Origin of the sequence: Corynebacterium sp. (assembly GCF_022712275.1) — a bacterium.
GTDB lineage: Bacteria > Actinomycetota > Actinomycetes > Mycobacteriales > Mycobacteriaceae > Corynebacterium.
The window spans coordinates 25,589-37,017 of sequence record NZ_JALAGU010000032.1 but is presented as its reverse complement, the minus strand read 5'-3'; the positions used below and the strand labels follow the sequence as shown (position 1 = coordinate 37,017).

Below are 11,429 nucleotides of genomic sequence, written 5' to 3'. Positions count from 1 at the left end.
GGCCCGTGGTGCCTCAGTCCAGACCGAAACGGGGGTCTCGGCCGACGTAGGCCATGAGCCGGACGGTGGAGGTGGCGTCCGCCGGGGCTTCGACCGGAGCACCGAAGGAGCCGCCGACCCGCAGCTTGTCGCCGAGGGCCATGAAGCCGGCGAGGTTCTTCTCGGCGAAATCGTCGTCCAGCTCCACGTCCCGGCCCTGCGACCGGGCAAGATCCCAGGTGTGCATGAAGATGTCCGGGATGAGGAAACCGGAGACATTGCGGTTAAGGGACTGACCCGGAATCGGACCGCGGGCGACCGGGGAGTCTGCGACGGAGGGGTTCTCAAGTGCGGCCTGAGCGACACCCACGAACTGCTTCCAGGCCCCGGCCGGGTCCGAGTGCTTGTCCTCGGTGAGATTGACCTCCACCCCGGCGTCCTCCAGTGCCGGTCCCGCCCAGCTGATGATATGTCCGACGAGGTCACGGGCCTTCCACTCCGTGCAGGGGGTCTGCGCGTCCCAGCCGTCGGCGGTGATGTCCGCGGTCTGCGCGGTGAAACCGGCGGCGACCTCGCGGAACCGGTCGGCGGTGGTGGTGGACAGTGCCATGGAAGCCTCCTGGGCAGGGGTATCTCTGATCCTCACCGAGGATACGCCTGCCCCATGGTCGTGTCCGGTGGCCGCAACGCCGTGTCCGGTGGCCCCTACTCTGCGACGGCAGGCTCCGGAGCCAGGTCGACGATGGTGAACTCGTCATCTTCACGCTGTGCGGACAGGTGCTCGATGGAGAGCTCGGCGGTGCGCTTCTGCTGGTGGGCGCCGTTGAACTTCCAGGCGTTGTTCGCGTCCTCGCGGTAGAGGACGGCGAAGTGGTCGTGGTGCTGTTCCTCGCCGGCGACGATGACCTTGTCCCCGGTCACGGGATCGGTGTAGCTGTACTGGTTTCCGTTGTCGGACATGCGGTGGCTCCTGTGCCTCTGTGGTGAATGACGGTCACTTACCGTCTGACACGAGACTACCGGGAAACGATCACGGAGACTGCCGATTCCGCGGGGAAGCGTCGGTCCCGCAGGTCCCGCAGGTTCCGCGGGTTCCGCGGGTTCCGCGGGTTCCGCGGGTTCCGCGGGAAAGCGTCTGGCAGCCCTCTCTGCACCGCGGCATCTGTTCCTGTCGCCTGAGCCAGCCGAGTCGACAGGAACAGATGCCGCTGTGCACTTGCGACTGCCAAACGCGAAGAGTAGCCGGATATACACGAAGCCCCAGGTGAACCGTGGTTCTACCTGGGGCTTCGGATGGAGCCGCTTGCGAGAATCGAACTCGCGACCTTTTCATTACGAGTGAAACGCTCTGCCGACTGAGCTAAAGCGGCACGGTCGGTCATTCTAACGGACGCCACACTACACCCACAAACCAGGCATCACACCAGCGCAACGACCTGCTCAGGGGCCGGTTCAGTGCCCTGCCCTGGACGGGTCCGCCACCCCGTCACACCTGCCCGCAGCACTCGCGCAGCCGCCCGACCATCCCGTTGAGAGCGACCTCCGGCTTCACGTTGCGGCGCAGCGTCTCCCGGCAGTCCGTCACTGCGTCGATGCAGCGCACGAGCAATTCCGGGGAGTTACGTCGGGCCAGTTCGCGGGACACCTTCTGCTGGTCGGGGTGGAGGAAACCACCGACCGGGTCTGCGCCTCCGGCGCCCCCGGCACCCCTGGAAGACCCGACGTCCACCGCACCGACCGCCACCATCATCGCGTCGCGGTACAGCCCCGCGATGTCGATGAGGGCCAGATCCAACGAGTCGCGCAGCATCCGGGTTCGCCGGTTCTTCTGCTGCTTCTCCAGCTCCTTGATCTGACCCGCGGCACCGGTCTGCGCCCGGGCGACACCGCGCCCCTTCGCGCCCATGCCCAGCGAGCTCTCCAGCTCCGCGAGTTCCCGGGCGTCCCGCTCCTCCAGTGCCGCCGCGGCCTCCGTCGTCGCCGTCTTCACCAGCTCCGCGGTGAACCGGTACGCCTCGCCCGAGCGGTAGATCAGCCCGGGCAGCTTCAGCGCGGTCGCCCGCTTGGTCCGCGCCGCCTCATCCGAGGCCAGGTGACGCGCCCGGCCGATGTGCCCACCGGAGACCTCCGCCGCCCAGTGCGCCTGCTCGTCACCGAGCCCCAGTGTCGCATCCGCCCGGAGTACCGCCTCGACCTCCTCCTTCGACGGGGTGGGCACGTAGACGTGCCGGCACCGCGAGCGCAGGGTGATGGAGATGTCCTCCGGGTCGGTCGACGGGGCGCAGAGCAGGAACACGGTGTGTGCCGGCGGCTCCTCGACACTCTTGAGCAGGGCGTTGGCGCCCGGGTCACCGAGCCGGTCGGCGTCCTCCACGATCACCACACGCCAGCGGGCCACCGACGGCAGCACCGCGGAGGTGCGGATGATGTCGCGTACTGCCTCAACCGGAATGGTGACGCCGTCGGTGCGGATCCAGGAGATGTCCGGGTGCGAGCCCGCGGCCGCCGAGCGGCACTGGTCGCACTCCCCGCACCCCACCACGGACGGGTTGTCACACACCAGGGCGGTGGCGAAGGCCTTCGCCGCAACGGAGCGCCCTGACCCGGGCGGGCCGGTGAAGAGCCAGGAGTGGGTCATCGCCGCGTCATTCACGGCGTCCTCCACGACCCCGAACCGGTCCCCGTCAGCGACGCGCTGGCGGGCGGAGAGCACGGCGTCCCGCAGCGGGCGGATCACGTGCGGGCTCAGCGCGGCGCGGGAGAAGACGTCGGACACGTCAGGCTCAACGGGTACAGCGGGGGTGGTCATGGTGGCGAGTGTAGTTCGGCGGCGATGGGTACACCCGCGCCCCTGCTCCGATAGGCTGGACAACCATGCAACGACTGGCACGGTACATCCGGTGGGCGTGGGGCACCAGCTGGCCCCTCTACGCCCTCTCTGTACTGGTCGTGAACGTTTTCGGCGCGCTTGCCGTCGCGTCGTTCCTGCGCTTCCTGGTGCCGCTGCCCGGCGCCCGCGAGTTCCTCTCGGTCTCCACCCTCACCCTGTCGTTGTACGTGGGGTACTTCATCGTCGCCCTCGTCATCGGCGTGGGAACGACGCTGCACTTCTTCACGCCTGTGCTGGGATGGGAGCGCGCGCCCGCCGGCTACGACCCACGGATGATCCGTCGCCTCGTGCTGCGTATCCCCGCCTTCCAGGCGTTTCTCGGCGGGGCCCTGTGGGCGGTCGGTGTGGTGATGTTCACCGTCGTCGCGGCGGTGGAGGTCTCGCGCAGCTGGGCGATGACCGTGGCCGTGACCGCGACGCTCGGCGGGGCGATGGTCGTGCTGATGACCTACATGGTCGCCGAGCGCATGGTCCGCCCCGTCGCCGTCCGCGCGCTGAAACCGGAGTACGGATCGCCGGAGAAGATCACCCCCCTGTCGCGGCAGATCACCTTCGTGTGGATCCTCACCTCCGCGGTGCCGGTGATCGGCGTGGTCCTCATGGTCGTCGCGCAGGCCAGCGGGTTCTTCGGCGGGGACGCCACGGAGATCCTCCCCGGCGTGCTCGCTCTGAGCATCACGGAGCTGTTCACCGGCTGGTCCGGGACCCGGCTGATGACCATGACCGTGGTCGACCCGATCCGGGAACTGCGGGTGGCGATGAACCGGGTGCGCCGTGGCGACACGCACGCCCAGGTGCGCGTCTACGACAGCTCGGAGATCGGCGTCCTGCAGGCCGGGTTCAACGAGATGATGTCCGGGTTGCAGGAGCGTGAGCAGGTCCGCAAGCTCTTCGGACGCTATGTCGGTAACGAGGTCGCCCGACGCGCCATGGAGGAGAAGCCACGGCTGGGCGGTGAGAACCGTCAGGTCGGTGTGGTGTTCGTCGACGTCGTCGGCTCCACCGGGTTCGCGGTCTCCCGTGAGCCGCAGGAGGTCGTCCAGGCACTGAACCGCTTCTTCGACATCGTCGTGGAGGTCGTGCACCGCAACAAGGGCATCATCAACAAGTTCGAGGGGGACGCCGCCCTGGCGGTCTTCGGTGCTCCCCTGCCCCTCGATGACATCGCCGGGCACACACTCGCCGCGGCCCGTGAACTCAAGACCGAGCTGGCCGCCCAGGAACTGCCCGCCGGCATCGGTGCAGCGGTCGGACCGGTCGTCGCCGGGCACATCGGCGCGAAGAACCGCTTCGAGTACACGGTCATCGGCGACGCGGTGAACGCGGCCGCCCGCCTCACCGACGTGGCCAAGGAGACCCCGGGCCGGGTGCTGACCACGGCTACGACGGTGCGTCAGGCCAACGAGGCCGAGCAGGCGCGCTGGACGATGATGAAGTCCGTGGAGCTGCGGGGTCGGCGTGAGATGACGCAACTGGCCCGGCCGATCCGCCCGACCCGCGCCGAACGTGCCGCCGAGCGCGAGGGTGAGCGGGCGACGGAGAAGACGGCGGGGCCGAAGCCGGAGCAGTGAGTGCCGGCTGGTGAGACTCTCCCCTACCCGCCTAGGCCTCACCGATGACGGTGAGCCAGATGAGCACCACGTTCAGCGCGATGATGACCACGGCGAAGAACCAGCCGACCCAGGACAGGCCACGGGCGTTCACCCACTTCCCCATCAGTGCCTTCTTCGCGGTCAGCGCCACCAGCGGGACCAGGGCGAAGGGGATGCCCACCGACAGCACGACCTGGCTGACGACCAGGGCCCAGGTCGGGTCGATACCGAGGCCGAGCACCACGAGACCGGGGATCATCGTGATCAGCCGGCGCAGCAGGATCGGGATGCGGATCTTCAGCAGGTCGCGCATGACCATGTCCCCGGCGTAGCAGCCCACCGAGGTGGACGCCAGGCCCGAGGCCAGCAGGCCGACAGCGAACAGTGCGCCGATGACCGGGCCGAGGGCGTCCGTCACCGCGGCGTGGGCACCCTCGATCGAGTCGGTCCCCTCGACCCCGCGCAGTGCCTCGGCGGCGAGGCAGAGCATCGCGATGTTCACGGTGCCGGCGAGGCAGAGTGCACCGAAGACGTCGATCCGGGTGGCGTGCAGGTGCCGGTTCATCGACGCGTCCGAGCCGGGGTTGAAGCTGCGGTCGCGGACCAGGCCGGAGTGCAGGTAGACGGCGTGCGGCATCACGGTCGCACCGAGCATGGACGCCGCGAGGATCACCGAATGGGTGCCCTGGAACCGAGGCACGATGCCCTCGACCATCTCGCCGACGGACAGCCCGGTGACGAAAAGCCCGGAGAGGAACCCGACGGTGATGGTCACCAGGAATCCGACGATGATGCCCTCGAAGGTGCGCTGGCGCCGCTCACTCTGGAAGGCCAGCAGACCGAGGGAGACCATGCCGACGATGACACCACCGAGCACCGGCGGGATGCCGAAGAGCAGGTGCAGGGCGATGGCACCGCCGATGACCTCGGCGATGTCAGTGGCGGCGGCGATGATCTCGGCCTGCCCCCAGTAGAGCAGCCGTCCGGTGCGGGCGCGGCGGGTGTTGCGCCGGTCGTCGAACCAGTCGGAGATGTTGGCGGTGAGGCTCTTGCCGGTGACCAGACCGATCTTCGCCGAGAGGTACTGCACGACCATGGCCATGAGGTTGGCGACGACGAGGACCCACAACAGCTTGTAGCCGAACTCGGAGCCGGCAGAGAGGTTCGCGGCGACGTTGCCGGGGTCGACGTAGGCGATGGCGGCGACGAAGGCAGGGCCGAGCATGCCGATCAGCCGGGGTTTCTTCGTCCCTTCCCCGGTATTCTCCCGGCCCACCGCCTGCTTCTCCTGCAGCATGTTTCGTCACCTGTCGTCATGGAGTTCAATGAGTTGAACATCATGTTAGGACCGCGGGAACTGAGGGGTCAAACGAGGCAGCGGCCTCACCGGGGTCCCGGTCCACGACCCCGGATGCACATACTGACACGTGCCCCCGAAAAGGGGGCCTACCCAGGGGAACCGCGGACGCATATTCTTCACAGTGAAGTGACATCCCTGTCGCCGTCCCCCACATCGGCGACTCCGCAGTCACCTCCGAAGATTCAGACAACACACACGACATCTGTCTCTCCACTGACCGAGCAGGACGCCCATGACCGCGACCCCCTGTCTTTGCCCGGCAACCCGACTCACCCAGCCCACAACACCGGACAAGGACCCACGCCATGTCTCAGCCCACCCACCCCACACGTCCGTTGCCGACTCTGAGCCAGAGCTTCGCAGTCCCGACTTCCCTCGGACTGTCCTCCCCGGGGCGTCCCCAGTCATTCACCAACGACGACGCCATCGAGGCCGCCTACCGGGCCGGACTCGCCGGCTTCAGCGTCAAGGGCGTCGCCAAACAGATCGGTGTCTCGCCCGCCGCGCTCTACCAGCGCTTCGGCAACCGCCAGGGACTGCTCAACGCCTGCATGTCCAAGGCCTTCGAGGCCGTCGAGCCCATCGTCGGCACACCCGACCGCTTCGAGACCCTCCGCCAGTTCACTGACCAGTGGTGGGCCCTGTGCCTGCGCTGCCCCGACATCGAGGTCGTGATCCGCAACTACCCGGACCCCGAGATCCTCCTGATGACGCAGAAGTTCGAGTGCTACCGCAACCGGCTCAGCGAACTGGGACTGTCCACCGGGCAGGCCACCTTCGCCGGCTCGATGATCGCCGTGAACATGCTGCAGCTGCGCCACCGCCTCCCCCGCGTCACGGTCAAGCCCGAGGATGTCCCCGCCGAGGTGGAGTCCCAGCGCGAGCAGTCCGTCAGCTTCATCCTGCAGACCCTGCAGAACAACTGGCCCGAATGGTCCGTCAAGGAGGAGCAGGCATGACCACCCCGCCGACCCGGCGTCGCGGACGTCCGGCGACATTCTCCGCCGAGGACGTCATACGCACCGCACTGTCCGCCGGCATCGGTTCCTTCACCCAGAGTGACGTCGCCCTCGCGCTCGGCGTGACCGTGCAGTCGGTCTACCGACGCTTCCCCACCCGCAGGCTGCTGTTGGAGGCCTGCATCGACAGGACACTGGAGAGCGTCCCGCCAGCTGAATCGCTCGACCCGGTCCCCGAGACCTGGGAGGAGATCATCGAGGCCTGTGCCGGGCAGTGGTGGGCACTGTGCTTACGCTACCCCGGGTTCGCCACCGTGGTGACCAGCTACGACGGGACGTTGGAACGCTTCCTCGACCCCGCCTTCAACTCCTACACCGACAAGCTCATCGGCCTCGGCTGGTCGCAGCCACAGGTGCGGTTCGCCATGTCGCAGATCGAGTCCGCCGCCGCCGGGGTCGCCCACTACCTGTCCCAGGCGATACCGCAGGACGAGCCCGCACTGGAGGAGGCGTCCCGACAGATGCGTCAGGCCACCGACTTCATCGTCAGAGGTCTCAGCCTCAGCCGACCGGAGTGGCTGCTGTAGATATGCACCCGGGTGGGCGCCACAGCCCTCACAGCCGCTCCCCGGACGCCGCGAGCCGCACAGACGGGCGTCGCGCGCGGTGTCCCGCAGCTCCGGGGCGTTGAGCAGCGGTGAGCGGGTCATGTCACGCAACCCCAGCTCGGCGTGGCGACCCGAGTTCCGGGCGAGCTCACTGAGCGCCGGGACCATCGGGGACGCCATGACAGTGGGCACAGGGGTGGCGTCCCCGCCGACGGCCAGATGGACGGTGCAGTCGGGTGTGGCGGTGGCGACCGCCAGGGTGGCGGCTTCGACGAAGGCCTGGGGCGTGACCTCGGGGCCCCTCGAACAGTGAGGTCAGGCTGAGGTCCGGGAGCACCTCGGGCTTCTCGCCGCGGGCGACGGCGGAGAGGTCGGAGAGGACATTGTCGTGGACGAGGGCGTGAAGACGCCGGTGAGGGTGTTGATCACGGCGGTGGTGATGACGTACCAGTTGCCGGTGACCCTGTTGTCTTCAGCGGTGCCGGCGGTGACACCGGGCGCGAGGGTGAACAGCAGCCAGAGCGGCCAGGTGCACATGATCGCCAGGGTGGCGATGCGCAGCATGGATGCCTCCCCGACATGTGCCCGGTGGTGCGCATCGCCCGGGTGGTGCGGGTTCTGGGGGGGTGGGTGATGTGGTGGCTTTCCCGGCGTCCCTCTCCCCCTCCGCCAGCACATCCCAACCGGCCAGACCTCATCCACCCCTCCGCACCCGTCCACCACCAGTTCATCCGTACATCACTTTCAGGACACACAGCCCCAGTAGCGTCCTGTCCGTGAACCTCCGATCCCGACTTCTCCCCGCAACGCCGTCGACTGCACCGAAAGCGTTGACGGCGACCACCCTCATCATCGCCGCGGCGCTGACGACCACGACCATCCCGCAGGCGGCAGCAGCGCCGACAGTACCCACCCTCCCACAGCAGGTCACAGACCTCCAGGGGCAGTACCTCCCGGCCACACTCCCCGCGGTCCAGCACCCCGGTGCACCTGTCCCCCGACCCTTCGCACCGGACGCCTACGTCGGCTACATCTCCGACGTCAGCTCCTACCCTGGCGGCATCTACCACCAGGTCGTGGCAGGTTTCGATGACCTGCGCGACAACCACCCGGACACCATCGCCGCCAACCTCGACACCGTCGTGGCGATCAACAACACCGCCTCGCCCGAACGCATCGCCACCGCCCAGGCCGATGCCCGCGTCGACGACGGTGACATGCTCGACAACTTCGCCGACGCCTTCGGCAGCGTCCTCGCCCCGCACCTGAGGCAGGCCATCGCCGAGAACCGGTTGCCGAAGACCCGCGCCCTGCTCGATTCCGGGTACCTGTCGCGGGCCCAGGGGCTCGCCGCGTCCACGCTGGTGGAGAAGGAGATCTTCGACAACCCGCGTCCCTTCGAGGTCGCCCCGGACCGCATCATCCACCACAACGATGCCGGGGACGAGGACTACTACGAACTCGGTGGCTCGGCGTCCTTCCCCTCCGGGCACACGAACCAGGCCGTGCTGGTCACCACGCTGCTCGCCACGGTCGTGCCCGAACTCGCCCCGCAGCTGCTGGCCCGCGGGTCCGAGGCCGGGGAAAGCCGGGTCGTCATGGGTGTGCACTATCCGCTGGACGTCATCGGCGGACGCATGACCGGTACCGCCGCCGCGGCCGACCGGTGGAATGACCCGAAGATGCGCGACGCCCTCACCCAGGCCGGCAACGAACTCCGCGCCGAACTCGAGTGGCGCACCGGCGAGCCGCTGGCGGACACCGTCGCCGCCCAGACGAACTACCGCAGCGACGCCGAGGCGTCACAGTCCTACGCCGACCAGGGCACCTACGGTCTCGCCCCGGTCTACGGGGACGCTCCGATGGTCGTGCCGCAGGCCGCCCCCGACCTGCTCATCAACCGCTTCCCGGACCTGACCTACGCCCAGCGCGCCGCGGTCCTCCGGGCGACCGCCCTGCCGGCAGGTTCCCCGCTGGACGACCAGGGTCCCGACGGGTCCTGGCAGCGTCTCAACCTCGCCGCCGCGTCCGCCGCGCAGGTCAGCACCGACGGCGGCGTCCTCACCGTCAACGGGGTGGCGGCATGACACCGGTGAGCCGACGTGGTTTCCTCGCCGGGGCCGCGGCACTGGGCGCGGTGGCACTGGCTCCGCGGGCGGCGGCGTCCGCCCCGGCATCCGGGGAGCAGGCAGCCGGAGAACACGGGGTCTTCGCCCACTCCGTCGCCTCCGGCGATCCCCTGCCGGACGCGGTGGTCCTGTGGACGCGCGTCACCCCGGTACCGGACGCCACACCCGGCTCCGGACACGGCGAACCGACTACCGTGCGCTGGGAGATCGCCCGGTCGGACGACTTCTCCGGGGCGATATCCGGGGAGGTGCGCACCGACGCATCCGCCGACCACACCGTGAAGGTCGATGCCGCAGGTCTGGAGCCTGCCACAGACTACGTCTACCGCTTCACCGTGCTCGACGGCCCCGCCGCCGGTGCGGTCTCACGTACCGGTCATGCCCGCACTGCCCCGGCCCCGGAAACGGATCCGGGGAACCTGCGGTTCGGCGTGTGCTCCTGCTCGAACTACGAGGCGGGGTACTTCCGCGCCTACCGGGACATGGCCGACCGCTCGGACCTGGAGTTCACGCTGCACCTGGGTGATTTCACCTACGAGTACGCCACGGGTGAGTACGGCGGGGCGTACGAGACCACGGTGCGTCGGGTGCAGCCACAGAACCGGACCGTCACGCTGGCGGACTACCGGATCCGGCAGGGCTTCTACCATCAGGACGCCGACCTCGCCGATCTCCTGGCGGCCCGACCGCTCATCGCGATCTGGGACGACCACGAGTTCGCCGACAACAACTGGCGCGACGGGGTGACGGGCAATTCCTTCGAACCCGGCGACGACTTCACCGCCATGAAGGCGGCGGCGACACAGGCCTACCTCGAATGGATGCCGGTGCGCGGACTGCCGCTGCAACGCCATCTGCGCTTCGGGACACTTGCCGAGTTCATCATCCCTGACCTGAGGTCCTTCCGCGATGAGCAGCAGGAGATCCCGGCGGCATGGCGGGGCGGCACCGGGGCCGGAGACACCGGCCGGACGATGATGGGACGCAGCCAGGCTGACTGGTTCACCGATGTGCTGACCAGTTCAGACACCCGATGGCAGCTGGTCGGCAACGAGGTGATGTTCGCTCCGATGACGTTGCCGAACACCCTCGATCCGCGGATCCACGACTGGCTGGTCGACCAGGTGGGTCTGCCGTCGGACGGACTGGCGCTCAACGCCGACCAGTGGGACGGGTACATGGCGGAGCGGCAGCGGATCATCGATGTGATCGGCGGAGGTTCGGACGGTGCTGGCGAAGCGAAGCCGGGCGTTGTCTTCCTCACCGGCGACATCCACTCATCCTGGGCCGCGGACATTCCGGCGCATGCGGGTGACTGGCGACTGGGCCGGAACTCCCGGGCGGTGGCCACGGAGTTCGTGGTGCCGTCGGTGACCGCGGCGAGCGCCTACGACGGCATGGCGTCCTCCCCTGCGATGAAGGAGATGATTCTTGCCGCGCTCGGTGCCGGCGAAGAGATCATCACGCAGGTCGACGACTGGTTCCGGTACGTGGATCTCACACAGCACGGCTACATGGCCGTGGACGTGAATGCCGAGCGGGTCCAGGCGGACTGGCACCACGGGGAAGTCCTCAGGCAGGACGCTCCGCTGACCTGGTCGACCAGTTTCATGGCCGTCCACGGGTCGCCCGGTGCGGTGCCGGCGTCGGGGCGGTTGGGATAGCGGCTGCGTCCTGGATGACGTCCTGGATGACGGTGTTACCGGTGCCGGTGCCGGACACCGGAGCTCCACTGTCAGGACCACCCACCACGGTGTTGTTGTCGCCGGTGATGGAGAGACTGTCGAGGTCGGAGTTGGTGACCTTGGACTCGTTTCCATTCACGACGATGTCTTCCCCACCGATGCAGGTCCCGACGCTTCCCACGTCACGGGCGTCCCCTGAGCCGGAACCCGACTCTCCCCCTCGTCGT

The 11,429-nt window shown here is 68.4% G+C and carries 12 protein-coding genes and 1 tRNA gene; 6 read left to right on the top strand and 7 right to left on the bottom strand.

The genetic code is table 11. From position 1 onward, the window contains the following. Positions 1-13: 13 nt before the first annotated feature. The 4 genes from Q0A27_RS07095 to Q0A27_RS07080 form a co-directional block, all read right to left on the bottom strand. Positions 14-589, bottom strand: a complete 576-nt coding sequence (locus tag Q0A27_RS07095; protein ID WP_291474361.1) for a TIGR03086 family metal-binding protein — start codon at positions 587-589, stop codon at positions 14-16. A gap of 95 nt (positions 590-684) precedes the next feature. Then, positions 685-939 carry a hypothetical protein gene (locus tag Q0A27_RS07090; RefSeq protein WP_291474360.1) on the bottom strand — a complete coding sequence of 85 codons (255 nt, stop codon included), beginning with the start codon at positions 937-939 and terminating at the stop codon, positions 685-687. Positions 940-1,273: 334 nt separating this feature from the next. Further along, a tRNA-Thr gene (locus tag Q0A27_RS07085) sits at positions 1,274-1,349 on the bottom strand. A 116-nt stretch (positions 1,350-1,465) separates the two neighbouring features. Beyond that, positions 1,466-2,788: a DNA polymerase III subunit delta' gene (locus Q0A27_RS07080; protein ID WP_291474359.1), complete on the bottom strand. Its 1,323-nt coding sequence runs from the start codon at positions 2,786-2,788 to the stop codon at positions 1,466-1,468. Positions 2,789-2,853: 65 nt separating this feature from the next. Between Q0A27_RS07080 and Q0A27_RS07075 the strand changes: the two genes are divergently transcribed. Further along, on the top strand, positions 2,854-4,440 hold the full coding sequence (locus Q0A27_RS07075; protein WP_291474358.1) for an adenylate/guanylate cyclase domain-containing protein: 1,587 nt from the start codon (positions 2,854-2,856) through the stop codon (positions 4,438-4,440). Positions 4,441-4,471: 31 nt separating this feature from the next. On the opposite strand, the gene Q0A27_RS07070 is transcribed toward Q0A27_RS07075, so the two are convergent. Then, on the bottom strand, positions 4,472-5,758 hold the full coding sequence (locus Q0A27_RS07070) for an Nramp family divalent metal transporter (protein WP_291474357.1): 1,287 nt from the start codon (positions 5,756-5,758) through the stop codon (positions 4,472-4,474). A 368-nt stretch (positions 5,759-6,126) separates the two neighbouring features. On the opposite strand from Q0A27_RS07070, the gene Q0A27_RS07065 reads away from it, so the two are divergent. The 3 genes from Q0A27_RS07065 (at position 6,127) to Q0A27_RS07055 (ending at position 7,701) form a co-directional block, all read left to right on the top strand. Beyond that, the gene (locus Q0A27_RS07065) at positions 6,127-6,780 is read left to right on the top strand and encodes a TetR/AcrR family transcriptional regulator (protein ID WP_291474356.1); all 654 of its coding nucleotides are present in this window, start codon (positions 6,127-6,129) and stop codon (positions 6,778-6,780) included. Further along, positions 6,777-7,367 (top strand): TetR/AcrR family transcriptional regulator, encoded by a 591-nt coding sequence (locus Q0A27_RS07060; protein ID WP_291474355.1) that lies wholly within the window; start codon positions 6,777-6,779, stop codon positions 7,365-7,367. Before Q0A27_RS07065 ends, Q0A27_RS07060 begins: the two co-directional genes overlap by 4 nt. A gap of 121 nt (positions 7,368-7,488) precedes the next feature. Then, entirely contained in the window at positions 7,489-7,701 is a 213-nt protein-coding gene (locus tag Q0A27_RS07055; protein ID WP_291474354.1) for a hypothetical protein, read from the top strand. Positions 7,702-7,703: 2 nt separating this feature from the next. On the opposite strand, the gene Q0A27_RS07050 is transcribed toward Q0A27_RS07055, so the two are convergent. Then, positions 7,704-7,952 carry a hypothetical protein gene (locus Q0A27_RS07050; RefSeq protein ID WP_291474353.1) on the bottom strand — a complete coding sequence of 83 codons (249 nt, stop codon included), beginning with the start codon at positions 7,950-7,952 and terminating at the stop codon, positions 7,704-7,706. A 212-nt stretch (positions 7,953-8,164) separates the two neighbouring features. On the opposite strand from Q0A27_RS07050, the gene Q0A27_RS07045 reads away from it, so the two are divergent. Beyond that, entirely contained in the window at positions 8,165-9,475 is a 1,311-nt protein-coding gene (locus Q0A27_RS07045) for a phosphatase PAP2 family protein (protein WP_367273311.1), read from the top strand. After that, positions 9,472-11,181 (top strand): alkaline phosphatase D family protein, encoded by a 1,710-nt coding sequence (locus tag Q0A27_RS07040; RefSeq protein WP_291474352.1) that lies wholly within the window; start codon positions 9,472-9,474, stop codon positions 11,179-11,181. Before Q0A27_RS07045 ends, Q0A27_RS07040 begins: the two co-directional genes overlap by 4 nt. Here the strand turns inward: Q0A27_RS07040 and Q0A27_RS07035 are convergent. Beyond that, entirely contained in the window at positions 11,126-11,383 is a 258-nt protein-coding gene (locus Q0A27_RS07035) for a hypothetical protein (protein WP_291474351.1), read from the bottom strand. The genes Q0A27_RS07040 and Q0A27_RS07035 overlap by 56 nt on opposite strands. Between the last annotated feature and the right edge of the window lie 46 nt (positions 11,384-11,429).